Genomic DNA, 18,328 nt, shown 5'->3' with positions numbered 1-18,328 from the left:
TTAGTGTAGGTGACGGCGGAAACCGCAATCGTGAAGGGGTTGCATGATGGAATGCACCCCCTCTGGTTGTTGCGTAATCCTCATTGAGCGGGAAGGGATGGCCGCCAGTAGTCATTGCGCCCCAACTTTCCAAAGCCTGTTGGCTCGCGTTTCTGAAAGGCCCGACTTTGATTGTCCGCCATGGCACTCTGTCCATCCGCATCGCGAACATACCGAGCAAGGGTCATCGCAGCGGGGGCTCCGTATCGCGCTCCAGGCGAGGCGCAAGTCCAGATATGCCTTAAAGCCAGCGCCGCATCGGGATTAACCTTGTCGAGATAGGCCAGGCCGACAGCGCAGGCCTCAAGGGTAAGGTCCGCATGGTCACAAAGTCTGGCCGTGGCAGTTGGGCGGCCATTTACGTCATTAGTAAACGTTTTTCCAATGTCGTGAAGCAGCCCGGCGACAAAACCTACTTCCTGCATTGCTCTCGGCATCTGAGGTTCGTTGATTTGAACCATGTTAAGTACACCGCGGGCGACAGCCAGAGAGTGGACAAGCAGTCCGCCAGGATAACTATGATGATAGCTCTGGCTGGCAGGGGCCTTAAGGAAAATTTCCAACCTGTCCCTGCGCTCGAGTACTCGTTTGATGAACAACTGAAGATGATTAGAGCCAAGCGAGCGCACTGCTTCGACCAACTCATCCAAAGAGTTCGGCTGGGGACAGAACAGGCGCGGCAGTGTCTGTAGCGCTGGCAGCCGAACCACTTCAGGTTGTAGTGGTCGGCGGATCTCGGTTAGCAGGATGACGCTTTCTTCAGGGCCAATACAGATCTGTCCCTTTACCACAACGAGTTCCATGTGCCCGAGCCGGTCAGGTATCGCGACAGAATCGATGGCCACCAGAACCACGCAGTCTGCTTGGCAGCTGCTGAGGCGAAGTTTGAGATAAGGAATGCCTTCATCATCGAAGGAGGCTACGCGCCCGGTGAGGCGGTACGTACCTGCGAAAGTTTCCTTCAGAATAGGGCGCAACTCATTCAGTTTCATCGGTCACCTCCTGTTGGGTGGTCCCACGGCTCAGGATCAGTCGCTCGAAGGCGCTGCCGTCCATACGTGTCAGGTTGGGGATGTAGCGGGAGTACACCTTGAACAGCATCTCTGTGGAAGCATGTCCAAGCGTGCGGGCAACCCATTCCGGGTTCTCCCCGGCTGCGAGCAGCAATGTGGCAGCGGTATGCCTTGTCTGATAAGGGCGCCGTTTTTTCAGCTTCAGCATTTCCAGTAGGGGGTACCAGACCCGCTTGGCAACGTTACCGTGTTCAAGCGGTTCGCCCTCACGGTTACAGAAAACGTACTCGCTGAGCTTTCCGGTTGCTTCGTACTGGTCTTTCAGCGCTTGGTATACCGGGCCAAACATGGGGATTTCCCGCTGTGATTGGTCCGTTTTGGTGTACTCTGGCTGGCCATTTACCCGGGTCTCTCGAATCAGAATTTCTCGCCTTTCAAAGTCAACGTATTGCCATTTCAGACCATCAACTTCACCAGTGCGCATGCCGGTATAGAAGCGAACCAGATAGTAGTTCCGGTAATCCGGCCGTACGTACTTGAGGATTCGCTCCACTTCGTCGAGGGAAAAAGGCTCAATATGAGTTTTCTTGAGCTTCAACGGCTTGATGTTTCGGTAAGGATTGTCGAAGTCGTACCGGTCAGAAGCCTCCCTCAGAATCGCCCGCAGGATAGACATCTGATTGTTGATGGTTTTAGGAACCTTCAGCCCGTTATCACCTCGTCCTTTGCTCTTCGCCAACTTGTTTCTTAACTCGAGGATATCGGTTTTCGTGATGTCCCCGATCCGTTTCCTCTGAAAGGCAGGTTTTAGGGACCGGTCGAGAATGTTCACCATGTTGCGCTGGTGTGATGCCCGCCAATGGATTTTGTTTTCCAGGAACCACTGGTCAGCGAATTCGGGGAATAGTGGTGTATCGATCCTAGCTGCCTTATCAAAGGCTTGCGCACCGGAAATGTCAGCCAGGCTGGAATCGCCTCGCGCCTTGGCGATCTTATCTACGTTTTTGCTGCCGGGGAAAAACTCCGCATAGTCGAAATCACCGAGCAGGATCTTTGCTTCAATCTTCTGCAGAAGTGCTTCACATTTTTTGCGATTAGCTGCGGTGTTGGGGAGGGCGGTCTGTTCCCGGCAACGAATGCCCTCACACGTGAAATCTAGGTAAAGCTTCCCAGTCTCTTTGCGCTCTCTGACTTTACCCATGACAGACCACCCCGCTTGCCATTGGAATGGCGAGCTGCTCGAGCTCCTGAGCCCCATGGAGCATTTCCTTCTCCACCTCTTCCCACAGGAACAGAATTTTTCTGCGACCAAAGGGTTTGATGTAGTGCTTGCCCTCAAGTAGCACTGTGTCTTTCAGGCACTGCCGGATGGTTCGACAGTCATACTTGATTCGGCCAGCGAGTTCTTCGGTTGTCAGGTAGGTATAGGAATCCATCGAAACTCTCCTTTCACTGCGCTATGCTAGATCGACAAAAGACATTCTCCGTATCAGAATGCCATCCTAAATGACATTTTAGGTGACATAAATTCATTTGCAAGAGTTTTTTGTCATTCTGAATGGCATTTTTTAATCAGGGATATCTCAGATGATTAGATGCCACCTCGCCCGCTTGATGGGGGAGCACAAAATGAAAATCGTGGATGTAGCCCGAGAAACCGGCCTGAACAGGAACACTGTGACGCTGCTTTACAAAGAAACTGCCCAGCGGATCGATCTTGAGGCAATAGATAAGCTTTGCAGTTTATTCGACTGTGAGGTGGCTGATCTGCTGGAGTTTCAAAAGGAGGAGTAGGTGAAAACCTTGCCGAGATTTTGAACTAGGGTAGTCGTCTGTTGGGGTGCCTGATCGCTGGAGCCAGGCAATGTGCTGTACTGGGGCAAGGAGTGACTTAAGGTCATTTTGAAGTCGGACCCCAAAACCACCGTCACCGGTTTTGGCACGGATTTGTCACATATACGTCACAGAGAGGTTCTGGAATCCCAAACGCAAAAAAGGCAGACCAGTAAGTTGCTGATCTGCCTTTCTTTTATATGGTAGCGGGGGCTGGATTCGAACCAACGACCTTCGGGTTATGAGCCCGACGAGCTACCAGACTGCTCCACCCCGCATCAAACTTGTCGTCATCACAAAAAGTTCTGGTTAACTTTTTGTTTTAGCAGTGTTTTCTGTTTGCTTCACCGCTCAACGTGGTGCGTATATTAAGGATTCGGCGGAGGGCTGTCAACGGCTATTTGAAGATTTTCTGTTGAGGATAACCCCTACGTCCCCTCGGCCTGTGAGAGTCGCGCCTGGAAAGGGTGATAAGATTCCCGGGCATCGTAAAACATTTCAGTGCTTAATGTTCTGGCCAGGAGAGTCGCATGACTGAGGGAGTTATCAGGCGCACGGTGTTGCTTTTGTTGTTTGCTGTCGTGACGGGGTGTGCAACCGGTCAGTCGGTGCCGGACCAGCCGTTGCTGAATACCTACTGGAAACTGGTGAGTCTGGAAGAACCAGGAGTGACAGTTATCGAGGGACACCGGGAGCCACACCTGGTACTGCACCAGGAGGGTCAGCGTCTTGCAGGTTCAACCGGGTGTAATAACCTTTCCGGTCGTTATCAGCTGGATGATGATCAGCTCAGGTTCCGGAACCTGGTTACCACGCTGATGGCCTGTCGGGAGGTGATGCAACAGGAAGCGTTATTCCTGAAGGCACTGAAAGACACTGTCAGTTGGACGGTGGATGGTGACGTGCTCGTGTTCCGGGATGAACGGGGGGCCAAGGTGGCTGAGTTCCTGGCGGTTTACCTGTACTGACGGTGGGGACAAGCGACCGTCGGGCTCATAACCCGAAGGTCGACGTCGCTTCCGCTACCACTATCACAGCTTACACGGCTTTATCGTGAAAATTCCCCGGAATAGCCCCACTAAGTGATAATGCACTATACTGGACAGAGCAGTTCACGAGGAGAAAAGTGATGACCCTGGCCGCCGCCACGCAAAACCGGACCAACGATCGCACTTTGCTCGCCAAGGCGCTTTTTAATGCCGCCGATGCCATGGGGGTTGCCAAGGCTGACGTGTCAAAGATCGTTGGACGGGATCGTACCGGCATCACTCGCGACGGCATTGATCCGCAGTCAAAGTCCGGCGAACTGGCGCTTATGTTTGTTCGTGTATACCGGGGGCTTTATGCACTGGTCGGTGGCGACCGGGACAATATGCGGCACTGGCTAACCACTGATAATGAGTACTTCGGCCAGGCGCCCCTGCAGACGATGAAAACCTGCGAGGGCCTGGTGCGGGTAGTGATGTACCTCGATGCCATCCGGGGCAAGGTTTGAGCTACCTGGAGCGAATATACACCCAGACGGGGCCACTCAAGGGGCAGGTTTACCGGGTGGCGGAAACCCAGGAGAAATCCGCCACCACCGATATCGTCGACACCGCTGAAGAGCAGTCTCGCCTTGAAGAGCTACTGGAAGAAAGCAAGCCGCCTTACACGCACCCTGATCGTGGGCTGCACTACCTGTTGAAAACGCCATTTCGATATCCGCCGTTGCGTTATGGTTCTCGCTTCGGGCGAGTCTTCGAGAAAAGCCTGTTTTACGGTTCTGCCGACACCCAAACGGCGTTGTCGGAAACCGCTTATTACCGGCTGGTGTTCGTTCGGGACACTACAAAGCCGTTCCCCAGGCCGGTCAAATCCCACCATACAATCTTTGAAGCGTCGGTAGGGGTGGAAAAGGGGCTCCAGCTTCAATCGTCCGCCTGGCGCGATGTTCGGGACAAGCTGACCCATCCGTCGGATTATGCGTTTACCCAGGCTCTGGGGGGCGAGATGCGGGAAGCTGGTGTTCAGGCGTTCCAGTTTATTTCAGCCCGGGCAGTGCAGGTGGGGCTTCGGGCTCCCGACGCTGAAGACAGGGCTGCAGGAAAGTCCAAGTCGGGGTTGAACGCAGTGGGCCTCAACTGGGGGGTGTTCACGCCAAAAGCCTTCCGGCGGCGTCAGCCGAGTAATTTTCGGCCGATGATTGCCGTGACCACCCGAGAGCACGTATCCATTGTCGTGACGGAGCGTGATGGTACCTCTACCGCCGCGGAATTCCCTGCCGACAGATTTATGGTAGCCGGGCAGCTTCCCCGTCCCGCGGTCTGACCAATTCGCCTGCTATTCCTATCAGTAATCCGCCTGGTGGGTTGTAGCCCGCCACTGCCTGGTCGAGGGGGTGAATAGTTTCATTGCTATCTGCCATAATTCCTTTTCAAACTACGGCGCCCGACTGGAATGCGGCCGGCAAATGGTGGCATGCAACCGGTACGGCAGATCCCCATATAAAACAACGATAAAAGGAGTATTCATGGACACCCCGTTCCGCTATTACATGCAAGTCCGTTACGGCGAATGCGATGCCCAGAAAGTGGTTTTCAATGCCCGCTACGGTGATTACATCGACCTGGCGGCCACCGAATTCCTCCACCACATCTGCGAGCAGGACCAGCTGCCCGGTGGCGGCTTTGACTACCAGGTGGTCAAGCTGACCATCGAATGGAAAGCCCCGGCGCGTTACCGGGACCAGCTGGAAATCACCGTCCAGCCCGGGCATATCGGCAATACGTCGTTCACCCTGGATATGGACATCACCAACGCCCGCACGGGACAGTTCCTGGCAAAGGGCGAGATGATCGGCGTGACTGTACATCCGGAAACCGTTGAGAAAATGCCCATTCCCGACCTGATGCGCCAGGCGCTGGAGCAGGGCGGTCGTGGTGAGTTTATCGACCATGCGGGCATGCATACTGCCACCAAAGCTACCGCCCTCGCTGAAGCCTGAGGGCCGCCTTGGGCCCAGGGCCATCAGATTCTGGTGGTCCTGGGGCGGCTCGTCGCAACTTGCCGTCATCGTCAAAGCAATTCTGGACTAAGCTCATGCATGGACAGGAACCTCTATCATCGGGAGGAACTACATGCAGGCGAGTTCGGTTAATCTGCCGGATTACGAGCAGTTTTGTGCCAGTTTTTCGTGGGCCCAGGCCTGGCGGGAACTGGCAGGCATGGGCGATGGTCGGCTCAATATCGCCTTCGAGGCGCTGGACCGGCATATGGGCACAGAGGTGGCAGAACGCACCGCCATCCGCTTTATGCCCCGTGACAGTCAAACCCCGGTGGATATCAGCTACCGGGCCCTGAACGAGCGCGCCGCGCGATTTGCCAATGTGCTGCAGGATCTGGGGGTCAGGCCCGGCGAACGGGTCTACGGTCTGTCCCATCGGATTCCGGATCTTTATGCAGCGGTGCTGGGTACCCTCAAGCACGGCTGTGTGTTCACGCCCCTGTTTCCTGCCTTCGGCCCGGAACCCATTCGTCAGCGCGTGGAAATCGGTGAGCCAGCGGTGCTGGTCACCAGCGAGCGGTTGTATCGGAAAAAAGTCGCGGACTGGGTAGCAGACACACCGTCGATACGCCATGTATTGCTGATTGACCAGCTCGACGAGGCGCCACCCGGAACCGAGGATGCCGCGTCGCTGATGGCGGCCGCCAGTGATCAGTACGCCACCCGGGCCATGGACCCGGAAGATCCGGCGCTTCTGCATTTTACCAGCGGCACGACGGGCAAGCCCAAGGGCGCCCTGCATGTGCACGAGGCCGTGGTGAACCATCACATGACCGGTCGCTATGTGCTGGACATGCACCCGGGTGACATCTACTGGTGCACTGCTGACCCTGGTTGGGTAACGGGCACCTCCTACGGCATCATCGCGCCGCTGACCAATGGTGTGACCATGGTAGTGGACGAGGCCGAGTTCGACGCCGAGCGCTGGTACCGGATCATCCAGGACCAGAAAGTTGCCGTCTGGTACACCGCACCCACCGCCATCCGCATGTTGATCAAGCTGGGTCCGGAACTGCCCCGGTCCCATGACCTGTCGTCGCTCCGGTTCATGGCCAGCGTTGGCGAGCCCCTCAATCCGGAAGCCGTTGTCTGGGGGCGCAAGGTGCTGGGCAAGCCCTTTCATGACAACTGGTGGCAGACGGAGACCGGCGGCATCATGATCAGCAACTATGCCTCCATGGAGGTTCGTCCCGGCTCCATGGGTAAGCCCATCCCCGGTGTGGAGGCGGCCCTGGCCCGAAAGACCGAAACCGGCATCGAGCTGATCACGGAACCGGACGAGACGGGCGAACTGGTGCTGAAAAAGGGCTGGCCTTCCATGTTCCGTGGCTACCTTCACCAGGAAGAGAAATACCGCAACAGCTTCGTCGGTGACTGGTACCTCACCGGGGACCTGGCACGCCGGGACGCCGATGGTTACTACTGGTTTGTCGGCCGTGACGATGACGTTATCAAGTCGTCGGGGCACCTGATTGGCCCGTTCGAGGTGGAAAGCGTGCTGCTGGAGCACCCCGCCGTAGCGGAGGCCGGTGTTATCGGCGTACCCGACGAGATTGCGGGAGAAACCGTGAAGGCCTTTGTTGCCCTCAAACCGGGCTATCAAGCGGATGAGAGCCTGCGCAAGGAGCTGATGGGACTGGCCCGCAAAAGGCTGGGGCCTGCAGTAGCGCCACGGCAGATCGATTTCCGGGACGAACTGCCGCGCACCCGCAGCGGCAAGATCATGCGCCGCTTGCTGCGGGCGCGGGAACTGGGCCTGCCGGAAGGTGATACTTCCACCCTGGAGAGCGGAGGTGCGCAATGAGTCCGTCCGGGAAACCCAGGATGTCCCGTGAGCACGCGCTTCGCCTGCTTCGGGACATGCTGCGTGCGCGACGGTTTGAAGAACGCTGTGTGGAACTGTACACCCAGAAAAAAATCCGTGGCTTCCTCCATGTCTGCATCGGCGAGGAGGCCGTTGGCGCCGGCGTCATGTTCAATATGACAGAGGACGAGGCTGTCGTGGCCACCTACCGGGAACATGGCCATGCCCTGCTCAAGGGTATCTCCATGGAGCGGGTCATGGCGGAGATGTACGGTAAGGTGTCGGGTTGCGCCAGGGGGCGGGGCGGTTCCATGCACCTGTTCGACGCCGATACCCGGTTTTTCGGCGGCAATGCCATTGTCGGTGGCGGAATTCCCATGGCGGTGGGGCTGGCGCTGGCAGACAAAATGCAGGGCCGCACCCGGGCAACGGTCTGTTTCTTTGGTGAGGGCGCCGCCTCGGAAGGCGTGTTCTACGAAAGCCTGAACCTGGCGGCACTCTGGCAGTTGCCGGTTGTATTCATCTGTGAAAACAATCACTACGCCATGGGGACGCCCCTGGACGTTGAACATGCCCGGGGCGAGGTCTATCACAAGTCGGAAGCCATTGGCGTACCGTCCGAGCGGGTGGATGGCATGAGCGTGGTCCAGGTGGAGGCGGCTGCCCGCAACGCCCTCGATGCGGCACGTTCCGGAAAGGGACCACGATTGATCGAATGCGACACCTACCGGTTCCGTGCCCACTCCATGTTCGACCCTCAACTTTACCGGGACCCGGCAGAAGTGGAGGCCTGGAAGGAAAAGGACCCCATTGTCCGCCTGGCCGACTGGATGGCACAGACCGGGCTTATCCAGGAGGGCGAGCGGGAGGCCCTGGAAAAGGAAATCACCGAAGAGATCGACAAGGCGGTCCAGTTCGCCGAGAACGCCGACTGGGAGCCGCCGGAAACCCTGCACGACTATGTTTCCCTCCCTTTGCCCAGTCCCTTGGCGCCACCACCGGCACCGGAGTCGGAACCCTCACTAACCAGCATGCGAGAGGCGTTCAATCGCGGTTTGCAGGAAGCCCTTGAGCACGATGAGCGGGTATTCCTCATGGGGGAGGATATCGGGCGCTATGGTGGTTGCTATGCGGTTACCCGTGACCTGTTTGCCGAGTTCGGGGCCGATCGTGTGAGGGACACACCGCTGGCGGAGAACGGCTTTACCGGCGCCGGGCTGGGGGCGGCCCTCGGGGGCATGCGGCCCATCGTGGAAATCATGACCGTGAACTTCAGCCTGCTGGCCATGGACCAGATCGTCAATACGGCCGCTGCCTTACTGCACATGTCCGGTGGCCAGTTCAATGTGCCCGTGGTGATCCGCATGGCAACCGGCGCCGGGCGGCAGGTAGCGGCACAGCACTCCCACAGCCTGGAAAACTGGTACACCCATGTGCCCGGTCTTCGTGTGCTGGCACCGGCTACGGTGGAAGATGCCCGGTACATGCTCTGGGCCGCACTGCAGGACCCCAACCCGGTACTGATCTTCGAGCATGTGATGCTCTACAACCACACCGCCGAACTGACGCCGCAACCGCAGGGTGTGGACATCGAGAAAGCGGCTATCCGCCGTCCGGGCACGGATATCACCCTGATTACCTATGGTGGCTCCCTTTACAAGGCACTGGAAGCGGCGGAACAGCTAGCCGGCGAGGGGATCGAGGCCGAGGTGATTGATTTACGGGTGTTGCGGCCGCTGGACACCGATACGCTGGTGGAGTCGGTTAACCGCACACACCGGGCGGTCATTGTCGATGAGGGATGGAAAACCGGCAGCCTGGCCGGTGAATTGATGGCCATCCTCAATGAGCGCGCATTCTGGGAACTGGATGCACCGCCGGCCCGGGTTTGCAGCGAGGAAGTTCCGGTGCCTTATCCCCGGCACCTTGAGCAGCTGGTCTTACCCCGGGTTGAGCAGATCGTGGAGGCAGCCCGCCGGACGCTCGGAGAGAAGCCATGAGTGAGTTCACCATGCCGTCCCTGGGTGCCGATATGGATGTCGGCAAGCTGGTCCAGTGGAAGGTGAAGGTGGGCGATCGGGTAACCCGGGGGCAGGTTATCGCCGCGGTGGAAACCTCCAAGGCGGTGCTGGACGTGGAGGTGTTCGAGGATGGCGTGGTCGAGGCGCTCTACGTCGGAGAGGGAACCGAAGTGGATGTGGGCACGCCACTGGCGCGGATTGGTGACGGTAGCGGCAAGGGTCGGCCCGGCCCGGAAACGCCATCACCAGGGACCACCAAACCGGCCACCGAACCTGGTGAGACAATCGGTGCGCATGCCAGGCCGGAAAAGGCTTCGAAGGAAGACCGGCCACTGCCGTCACAACCGGTGTCTGCAGGGTCAGTCCCGGCCGACAACGGTGGCCATGCTGCGGAGCGGATCCTGGCATCACCGGCGGCCCGGCGCAGGGCCCGGGAGGCTGGTGTGGATCTGTCGGGTATCCGGGGCAGCGGACCGGATCGCGCCGTTGTGCTGAGAGACCTGCAGGGAACGACGCCTGGGCGCAGGCCGGCGCCCGCCGGAGGCGGCTTTGACCGGGAGCAGATGCGCGCCACTATCGCAGCAGCAATGACCCGGTCCAAGCGCGAGATTCCCCATTATTACCTGGCGACCATGGTAGACCTGCATGCGGCTGAAGCCTGGCTGGCGGACTATAATCAGCATCAACCGCCGGAGAAAAGGCTGTTGCTTGCTGCCCTGTTCATGAAAGCCACCGCCATGGCCCTGGCCCGTTATCCTGAGCTCAATGGTCACTATGGCGAAGCGGGCTTTGCCGCTGCGGACCAGGTCAATCTGGGCATGGCGGTGCACCTGCGTGGCGGCGGGCTGGTGGCCCCGGCTATATCGGACACCGACAAGCTGTCGCTGCCGGAGTTGATGCAACGGTTTCAGGACCTTGTCCGCCGTGCCCGGGGAGGTGGCCTGCGCCTGTCCGAGATCACAGGCGGCACCGCCACTTTGACGGCCCTTGGTGATCGCGGCGTAGACACGGTCTACGGTGTGATCTACCCGCCCCAGGTCGCCATGATCGGCATTGGTCGTGCCCGCCGCCGGCCCCTGGCAGTGGGGGACGGGGTCGCCGTCCGCCTGGCCGTGGACCTGACCCTGGCGGCCGATCACCGTGTCTGTGATGGCCACCTTGGCGCACTGTTTCTCAACGAGATTGAACAACGACTACAGCAACCGGAGGCACTGTGAATCGGGACGAATTGCGCAAGGCGGTGCTGGAGGAGTTGTCGGATGTGGCACCGGACATCGACATGGCCACGTTTGACGACAGGGCCAGCCTGCAGGACGAATACGACCTGGATTCCATGGACCTGCTTAACCTGGCAGCAGCGGTACACAAGCGGCTGGGTGTGAACATTCCCGACCAGGACTACGCGCGCATGCGGTGCGTTGCGGACCTGCTGGATTACCTGCAGGAACGGGTCTGACGGGGCAGGTTGGAGCCTGCTGGTCCGGGGTGGTCCATGAACAAGGATTCTTTCAGCGGGGGATGAAAAGCATGCACGCAAGCTCGGCAATCACGTCCATTTCAAAGCGGCTGTCCCAGGTCGCGATTCCCTTTGATACGCTCCAGGATATGCCCATGGATGGCCTGATGCGACGCATCGGAAATGCCCGGGTGGTAATGATCGGCGAGGCGTCCCATGGAACGTCCGAGTTCTATGCAGCCCGGGCGCGAATCACCCGCCAACTGATCGAACGCCTGCACTTTGACTTTGTGGCTATTGAAGGCGACTGGCCGGACGCCTCGCGGGTGGATCATTATGTGCGTGACCGACGTACCCCTTCATCGGAGTGGACGGCGTTTGCCCGCTTCCCCACCTGGATGTGGCGTAATGACGAGGTACGACTGTTCGTGGACTGGCTTCGGCGCTGGAACCTGGACCGCCCGGAATCCGGCCGGGTAGGGTTCCACGGGCTGGACCTGTACAGCCTGTACCTGTCCCTGGACGAAGTGCTGGCCTACCTTCGTCGCCATGAGCCGGACCTGGCGAAGCAGGCCCTTGCCAGCTACCAGTGTTTGCTGCCGTACCGGGATGACCCGGTCAACTACGCAAGAACTGCATTGAACCCCCGTTTCCGCAGTTGTGAGGACGATATCCTTGCCACCCTGGCAAACCTTTACCAGCATCGTCGTGAGCTTGCCAGACACGATGGTGAATCGCTCTTCGATGCCCTGCAGAATGCCAACCTCGTAGCCAGCGCCGAAGAATACTATCGCACCATGTTCTTCAGTGATGCCAATGCCTGGAACCTGCGGGATACCCATATGTTCTCCACCCTGGAACGGCTGCTGGAACATTACGGTGAGAACAGTCGCGGCATTGTCTGGGCCCACAACTCCCATGTCGGTGACAGTGACGCCACCGACATGGGGCGCAGGGGTGAATACAACATTGGCCGACTGGCCCGGGCACGTTATGGCGACGACCTGTTCAGCATTGGCTTCGGCACCCACCAGGGTACGGTGATGGCAGCATCCGACTGGGGCGGCGAGGCGGAGGTCAAATCGGTCAATCCCCCACTTGCCGACAGTTATGAGCTGGCCTTCCATGGCAGTGGCGTTGAACGGGCGCTGGTGCCACTCAGACATGGTGATGGGGAATTACTGCACCTGCTTCGCCCGAAGCGCCTGCAGCGGGCCATCGGGGTGATCTATCGGCCCGAAACGGAGCGGCACAGCCATTACTACCACGCCAGCCTGCCGCAGCAGTTTGACGAGTACATCTGGTTCAATGAAACACGGGCGGTGACGCCGCTGAAAGCGCAGACCCTGCAGGGAGTGCCGGATACCTATCCGTTCGGCCTTTGATGCCGGCTATCAACAGGGGCAGGGAGCTTGCACGATGGCCGGTTACGTCCCTTCTGGGTTCCGACCCCGGAGGTCTGCCATAGACGCCTTCAGGGCTTGAATGACTTCGTCCTCGGACACCTGGTTAAAATCGAGGTACCAGAGGCCCACTGAACTGAAGCGCGGGGGTTCCAGCAGGCAGACACACTGGTCGGCGACCTCAGAGAAGCGTTCGATGGTGCCCGGTGGACCGACCGGTACAGCAACGATAATCCAGTCGGCACCGCGTTTTCTCAGCACCTGGACTGCCAGCTCCATGGTGGCACCGGTGGCAACACCGTCATCCACCAGTATCACCGTGCGGCCGGTGACGTCGGCCTGCGGTCGCACCTCCCGGAACAGCCGGGTGCGGACGGCCATAACGGCCTTTTCCTCGGCCTCGACCCGCTCAATTGCCTCCTGCGGGATGTGCAGCCGGTCGACCAGCAAGGTGTTCAGATAGCGGGTTCCATCTTCGGCGATGGCGCCCATGGCCAGTTCAGGCTGCCCCGGCAGGCCGAGCTTGCGGAGATTGATGATGTCGAGCTCCAGCCCCAGTTCCCTGGCGATTTACCAGGCAACCGGAACCCCACCCCGGGGCAGTCCCAGCACCACGGCATCGGGTGGTATCGAAGATTCCCGGAGTTTCTGTGCCAGCGCCTGACCAGCCTCAACCCGGTCCCTGAATGATGATCCGGCCATGGTGTCTGTCCTTATGGTCTGCCCGTCACACCTTAGTTTATTTAAGTCCAGTCCAGCTCTCCTGACAATTGTCCATGACCAGTATCAACAGGACGTCTTGTATTGTCCGGGGCTGCTTGCAGGCTCCTTGTTCAGGCGCCGGTAAAGCGTGGAACGGCTCACCCCCAGGGTTTTGGCGGCAGCAGAGTAGTTGCCATTGCAGGCTTGCAGGGTTCGCTGCATGTGTTCCCATTCCAGGTCTTTGAGGTTTCGTGGCTGTTGTTCGGGGGTGGCAAGCCTGGTGTCTGCGCGAGCTGGCACCAGGGCGTGCTGCTGGAATTTCCGGCGCCAGCGTATCGGGAGGTCTGCGGTGGTCAGATACTCAACGCCAGGCTGCGCCCCGACCAGCAGGGCTTCCAGGCAGTTTTCCAGCTCTCGCCAGTTGCCGGGCCAATGGTATCCCGCCAGCTGTTCCAACAGTTCCGGATCAAGTTCGGCGGAGCTGCCGTGGCGTGCACAGACGTCGTGCCAGAGGCGGTCGACGGCTTGCGGCAGATCGGCTTGCTGGTGAAGCGCCGGCAGTTCGACCACTACCGCGGCCAGCCGGAAATAGAGGTCCTCCCGAAAACGTCCCTGGTCGACAAGTTCTTCCAGGTCGTGGAGGCTTGCCGCTACGATGCGACAATCGATCGGCAGCTCTTCGTGGCCGCCGAGGGGTGTGACGGCTCGTTCCTGGATAACCCGCAGCAGCCGGGCTTGTAAATCCAGGGGCATATCGCCAATTTCATCCAGCAACAGGGTGCCACCCTGGGCCTGCAGGAAACGGCCGTTGTAACCGCCCTTGCGGGCGCCGGTGAACGCTCCGTCGCGATAACCGAACAGCTCACCCTCGATGACTCCCTCCGGTAGGGCAGCGCAATTGATGGCCACGAAGGGGCCAGCGGATTCGGTGTCGGTATGGAGGGCCTTTGCAAACTGTTCCTTGCCGGTGCCGGTATCGCCCTGCAACAGCACCGGCATTCCGGCTTCCAGGGCCCGTACCGCCCGCCGGGCTTCCGTGGCCAGTTCGCTCGGCCAGGACCGGATCAATGCGTCCGTTGCCGATAGTTTCCCGGGTTTGCGTATTGGAAGCGAGGTGACCGCACGCCAGTTCGACGGTGGCGACAACCGACCGATCATCTGACGCCCTGTCTTTTCCAGGCTCAGTACGCCGGGATATTTCCTGCAATGGTCCACCAGGGCGCCCCAGGACACCCCGAAAATCGACTCTACCGGGCACCCGACCAGCCCTGTCTCGGTCGTTACGAAGGTCTTGAGTGCGTGTGAGCTGGCGGCAATCAATGAGCCGTCTTCGTTAAAGGCAAGGAGGCCCGAGGGCTCCTGTTGTGACCAGGTGGACAGGGCCTGCACCTGCAGGATCCAGTGATCACGGTAGCTGTCCAGGAACAACTGGTGCTCGAAAGCCGCCGAGAACCAGTTTGCATGGTCAAGGAACTGGTCCGGTCGTGGGTGATTGGCCGCAAAGGTAAAGTCGATTAGCCCCAGCACGTCACCGTGCAGATCGAACAGTGGCGCAGCAACACACCCGACGGTCACCTCCGGGTACAACAGGTGCTCACACGAATTCACCAGCACCGGTTTGCGCTCAATCAGACAGAGCCCGGGGGCGTTTGTGCCGGCCAGGGACTCGGGCATCAGTGTGCCGGGATCCATGGTGACGTCCGCCATGAAGTCCTGGTGTGGCCCTAACCGTTTAAGGATCGTCGCATCGGGGGACGCCAGGATCACCTGGCAGTCGTTCAGATTGCTGGAAAGTCGCTCTGCCAGTGGTGACGAAAGCTTGAGAAAACGCTGGTTGCGGCCAAGTTCATGCCTCAGTTCCCCGCTGGCCATCTGAGGTAACTCCGGCTCGGAACCTACCCGTAAACCGGATTCCAGGCATCTGAGCCAGGACTGGCCAATACTGGCATCGAGTAAATCGGTGGAAACATGGCCCCGCTCTGCCTGGAGGTAGGCCTGCTTGATGACTTCCGGTGTACGGAGGACTGTCCGAAACATCCCGTGTACTCCTGTAGGGGTCTTGTTCTTGTTGTCTGATTCTGCAACACCTGTCTCACTCTGACACAGGCGATGCCTGCTTAATATTAGCAAAGTTTCTGCTAACCACATGTCCACCAAGCTTTCCTTGATATCTCCCCTGGTTGGCACGGCTCTTGATGAGCATCTGGACGGGCTGTTTCAGCCTGCACACCAACAATGACAACAAATGTGAAAGGGAAACGCTATGACTCAGAGTTCCAGGAAATCGTTCAATGGCGCACACCGTGCCGGGGAGGTTCGCTGGTATGGCTATTGACCAGGCATCACAGATGTTCCTTGAGGCCCTCGCCAAACCTGGCGCCCCGGCAATCCACGAGAGCACACCTGCGGTCGCGCGCATGAGTGGCCCGATACTGGCCGGCATGAGCGGAAAGGGGCCGGAGGTCGGTGCGGTTGAGGCATTCAGGCTTGCGACCCGTGACGGTGACGAAATCCGGATGCGGGTCATGAAGCCCGAGGGCGTGGCAAAGTCGGTCATCGTCTATTTCCACGGTGGAGGTTGGGTCATTGGCGACATCGATCTTCAGTACGACAACCTGGCTCGTCAGCTGTGTGTCAAGACACAGTCCGTGGTCGTACTGGTGAATTACCGCAAGGCTCCGGAATACCGGTTTCCGACCGCTATCGAGGACAGCCTCGCCGGACTGGAGTGGGCTGCAGAGCACAAGCGGGACCTCGCCGGTTCGGATGTGCCACTGATCGTCGCCGGGGACAGCGCAGGCGGCAATATCGCGGCCGTGATGACCTTGCGAGCCCGGGATGCAGGCGGCCCGCACATCGACTACCAGGTCCTTGTGTATCCGGTCACTGACTGTGACTTTGACCGGCCGTCCTATGTCGCCCCCGAGAATCAGTTGCTACTCAATCGCGATACGATGATCTGGTTCTGGGACCACTACCTGCCCACCGGAGACCGGACCCACCCCGATGCGTCGCCACTGCGTGCGAAGGACTTATCCGGCCTGCCGCCGGCGCTGGTTTACCTTGCCGAATGCGATCCTCTCCACGATGAGGGTGCCGAGTACGCGAGCGCCTTGAACGAGGCAGGCGTCGAGGTGGAAGTGAGCATCGCCGAGGGCCAGATGCACGCATTTTTCCAGATGGCAAACATTCTGCCCGGGTTTGACGTTGGCGTTGACTATGTCAGTGAGCGGATCAATGCCCACCTGAACAAGCTTGCGGAGGGTTAGGGTCATGACAACATCGGCAGCACCTGATCGGCATAACAAGCCTGGAGGCGTCGACTACGACGTGGTAATCATCGGCGCGGGGTTCGCCGGTATGTATCAGTTGCACAAGCTCCGTCAGATGGGGATGAGTGCGCATATCTTTGAAACCGGGGACGACGTCGGCGGTACCTGGTACTGGAACCGTTACCCGGGCGCGCGGGTGGACATCGAGTCGATGGAGTACTCGTATTCGTTCGATGACGCCCTGCAGCAGGAGTGGCGCTGGAAGGAGCGGTATGCGCCCCAGCCCGAGCTGTTGGAATACGCCCGCCATGTCTGCGACCGTTACGATCTGGCCAGGGACATCAGCTTCTCGACCCGGGTCAATAAACTGGCATGGGATGACGACGCGCGGAGCTGGACGGTGAGCACATCGGACGGAAAGTCCACCACTGCCCGATACGTCATCGCCGCGACTGGATGCCTGTCCAGGCCTTCTGAACCGACGTTCGAGGGTATGGAAGACTTCAGGGGAGAGATGTACTGGACCTCCCGGTACCCCCGTGAGGGTGTCGATCTGTCGGGCAAGAGGGTCGCTGTGATTGGTACCGGGTCGTCGGGTATACAGACCATCACCACAATCGCACCGGAAGTTGGTCACCTGACCGTCTTTCAGCGAACGCCGACATTCGCGGTGCCTGCTCACAACACCCGTATCTCTGACCAGCGAGACGCCGAAATCAAGGCCAACTACGATGAAATCCGGCGCCTCGGTCGCGAGACCACGGTCGGCTTCAACCAGCCTCCGGGTAACGTGATGTTCGCCGATGTTTCCCCGGAACAGGCACGGGAAGACCTGGACAAACGATGGGCCCGTGGTGGCCTGGGGTTCAGTTTTGGCTTCGAGGATGTCTTGTTTGAGCCCGTGGCGAATGAGTTTGTGGCGGACTATGTCCGCAACAGGATCCGGGAGAAGGTGAAAGACCCGCAAACGGCGGAGCTGTTGTGCCCCACGAGTTACCCCATTGCCAGCAAGCGGATGTGTGTCGATACCGGTTACTTCGAGACCTACAACCGGGACAACGTCGATCTCGTTGATCTTCAAACCGAACCACTGAAGCGCATCACGGAAACCGGGATCCGTGTGGGCAGTCGGGAGATCGAGTTCGATGTCATCATCTTCGCGACAGGCTTTGATGCGATGACCGGGGCATTGAACAGTATGGACATCCGCAACGGTACCCAAACGCTGCGCGAGAAGTGGAACCATGGACCGCGAACCTATCTCGGCCTGATGAGCCATGGGTTCCCGAACCTGTTCATGGTCACCGGCCCCCAGAGCCCATCGGTACTTTCCAACATGATGGTATCCATAGAGGATCACGTGGACTGGATAAGCCAGGCCCTCAGCGACCTGAACGCCTCGGGGCAGACCCGGATCGAACCGGCCGCTGACGCAGAGGAAAACTGGGTCCATACCACCAACGACCTCGCCAACCTGACACTGATGCCACAGGCCAACTCCTGGTATATGGGCGCGAATATTCCTGGCAAGGAGCGGGTATTCATGCCCTTCGTGGGCGGGGTGGATACCTACGCCCAGATCATCACGGGTGTGCGCGTGGCCAACTACCACGGCTTCGAATTGACGTAAGTTGCCGTAACCCGTGCCTGGCCTGGCAGATACCGGTTCCTGTGAGGGTGTCTGCCAGGCCAGGCCAACCTGCAAACTTTCCCTCCGGGTCCACCTGCCGGCAAGCCGG

18 protein-coding genes and 1 tRNA gene are annotated in these 18,328 nt (G+C 59.1%); 12 read left to right on the top strand and 7 right to left on the bottom strand.

The window, feature by feature from the left end; genetic code table 11:
• Positions 1-80: 80 nt before the first annotated feature.
• From LJ360_RS13470 to LJ360_RS13460, 3 genes are read right to left on the bottom strand one after another with little or no spacing between them, the layout of a single operon-like run.
• Positions 81-1,031 carry a TraI domain-containing protein gene (locus LJ360_RS13470; RefSeq protein ID WP_264994256.1) on the bottom strand — a complete coding sequence of 317 codons (951 nt, stop codon included), beginning with the start codon at positions 1,029-1,031 and terminating at the stop codon, positions 81-83.
• Positions 1,018-2,253, bottom strand: a complete 1,236-nt coding sequence (locus LJ360_RS13465; protein ID WP_264994255.1) for a site-specific integrase — start codon at positions 2,251-2,253, stop codon at positions 1,018-1,020. Before LJ360_RS13465 ends, LJ360_RS13470 begins: the two co-directional genes overlap by 14 nt.
• On the bottom strand, positions 2,246-2,488 hold the full coding sequence (locus LJ360_RS13460; RefSeq protein ID WP_264994254.1) for a hypothetical protein: 243 nt from the start codon (positions 2,486-2,488) through the stop codon (positions 2,246-2,248). The genes LJ360_RS13465 and LJ360_RS13460 overlap by 8 nt, the downstream gene beginning before the upstream one ends.
• Before the next feature lie 151 nt (positions 2,489-2,639).
• Here LJ360_RS13460 and LJ360_RS13455 point away from each other — a divergent pair, with 151 nt between their 5' ends.
• Positions 2,640-2,846, top strand: a complete 207-nt coding sequence (locus tag LJ360_RS13455) for a helix-turn-helix domain-containing protein (RefSeq protein ID WP_264994253.1) — start codon at positions 2,640-2,642, stop codon at positions 2,844-2,846.
• Positions 2,847-3,086: 240 nt separating this feature from the next.
• On the opposite strand, the gene LJ360_RS13450 is transcribed toward LJ360_RS13455, so the two are convergent.
• A tRNA-Met gene (locus LJ360_RS13450) sits at positions 3,087-3,163 on the bottom strand.
• Between the two features lie 252 nt (positions 3,164-3,415).
• On the opposite strand from LJ360_RS13450, the gene LJ360_RS13445 reads away from it, so the two are divergent.
• The 9 genes from LJ360_RS13445 (at position 3,416) to LJ360_RS13405 (ending at position 12,597) form a co-directional block, all read left to right on the top strand.
• On the top strand, positions 3,416-3,853 hold the full coding sequence (locus LJ360_RS13445; protein WP_264994252.1) for an META domain-containing protein: 438 nt from the start codon (positions 3,416-3,418) through the stop codon (positions 3,851-3,853).
• A 161-nt stretch (positions 3,854-4,014) separates the two neighbouring features.
• Complete coding sequence (locus tag LJ360_RS13440) at positions 4,015-4,380, top strand: MbcA/ParS/Xre antitoxin family protein (protein WP_218144752.1); 366 nt, start codon at positions 4,015-4,017, stop codon at positions 4,378-4,380.
• A complete protein-coding gene (locus tag LJ360_RS13435) occupies positions 4,377-5,195 on the top strand; it encodes an RES family NAD+ phosphorylase (RefSeq protein WP_264994251.1) in 819 nt (272 codons plus the stop codon). The genes LJ360_RS13440 and LJ360_RS13435 overlap by 4 nt, the downstream gene beginning before the upstream one ends.
• A 202-nt stretch (positions 5,196-5,397) precedes the next feature.
• Positions 5,398-5,871, top strand: a complete 474-nt coding sequence (locus tag LJ360_RS13430; RefSeq protein ID WP_091848652.1) for an acyl-CoA thioesterase — start codon at positions 5,398-5,400, stop codon at positions 5,869-5,871.
• A 133-nt stretch (positions 5,872-6,004) separates the two neighbouring features.
• Positions 6,005-7,735 carry an acetate--CoA ligase gene (gene acsA, locus LJ360_RS13425; protein WP_264994250.1) on the top strand — a complete coding sequence of 577 codons (1,731 nt, stop codon included), beginning with the start codon at positions 6,005-6,007 and terminating at the stop codon, positions 7,733-7,735.
• Between the two features lie 20 nt (positions 7,736-7,755).
• A complete protein-coding gene (gene pdhA / locus LJ360_RS13420; protein WP_264994249.1) occupies positions 7,756-9,735 on the top strand; it encodes a pyruvate dehydrogenase (acetyl-transferring) E1 component subunit alpha in 1,980 nt (659 codons plus the stop codon).
• Entirely contained in the window at positions 9,732-10,973 is a 1,242-nt protein-coding gene (locus LJ360_RS13415) for a dihydrolipoamide acetyltransferase family protein (RefSeq protein WP_264994248.1), read from the top strand. The genes pdhA and LJ360_RS13415 overlap by 4 nt, the downstream gene beginning before the upstream one ends.
• Positions 10,970-11,212 carry an acyl carrier protein gene (locus LJ360_RS13410; protein ID WP_091848648.1) on the top strand — a complete coding sequence of 81 codons (243 nt, stop codon included), beginning with the start codon at positions 10,970-10,972 and terminating at the stop codon, positions 11,210-11,212. Before LJ360_RS13415 ends, LJ360_RS13410 begins: the two co-directional genes overlap by 4 nt.
• A 71-nt stretch (positions 11,213-11,283) precedes the next feature.
• Positions 11,284-12,597, top strand: a complete 1,314-nt coding sequence (locus tag LJ360_RS13405) for an erythromycin esterase family protein (RefSeq protein ID WP_264994247.1) — start codon at positions 11,284-11,286, stop codon at positions 12,595-12,597.
• Positions 12,598-12,639: 42 nt separating this feature from the next.
• Here the strand turns inward: LJ360_RS13405 and LJ360_RS13400 are convergent, their stop codons facing one another.
• The 3 genes from LJ360_RS13400 to LJ360_RS13390 form a co-directional block, all read right to left on the bottom strand.
• Complete coding sequence (locus tag LJ360_RS13400; protein WP_413774367.1) at positions 12,640-13,107, bottom strand: phosphoribosyltransferase; 468 nt, start codon at positions 13,105-13,107, stop codon at positions 12,640-12,642.
• Between the two features lie 78 nt (positions 13,108-13,185).
• Complete coding sequence (locus tag LJ360_RS13395; RefSeq protein WP_264994246.1) at positions 13,186-13,317, bottom strand: hypothetical protein; 132 nt, start codon at positions 13,315-13,317, stop codon at positions 13,186-13,188.
• Between the two features lie 84 nt (positions 13,318-13,401).
• Positions 13,402-15,354 carry a sigma-54-dependent Fis family transcriptional regulator gene (locus tag LJ360_RS13390; RefSeq protein WP_264994245.1) on the bottom strand — a complete coding sequence of 651 codons (1,953 nt, stop codon included), beginning with the start codon at positions 15,352-15,354 and terminating at the stop codon, positions 13,402-13,404.
• Positions 15,355-15,608: 254 nt separating this feature from the next.
• On the opposite strand from LJ360_RS13390, the gene LJ360_RS13385 reads away from it, so the two are divergent.
• A complete protein-coding gene (locus LJ360_RS13385; protein WP_264994244.1) occupies positions 15,609-16,586 on the top strand; it encodes an alpha/beta hydrolase in 978 nt (325 codons plus the stop codon).
• 4 nt (positions 16,587-16,590) lie between these two features.
• Positions 16,591-18,219 (top strand): flavin-containing monooxygenase, encoded by a 1,629-nt coding sequence (locus LJ360_RS13380; protein WP_264994243.1) that lies wholly within the window; start codon positions 16,591-16,593, stop codon positions 18,217-18,219.
• Positions 18,220-18,328 lie beyond the last annotated feature (109 nt).

The sequence above is a fragment of the Marinobacter sp. AN1 genome, from assembly GCF_026013985.1.
Lineage (GTDB): Bacteria > Pseudomonadota > Gammaproteobacteria > Pseudomonadales > Oleiphilaceae > Marinobacter > Marinobacter segnicrescens.
This window is presented reverse-complemented; position numbering and strand designations above follow the sequence as displayed.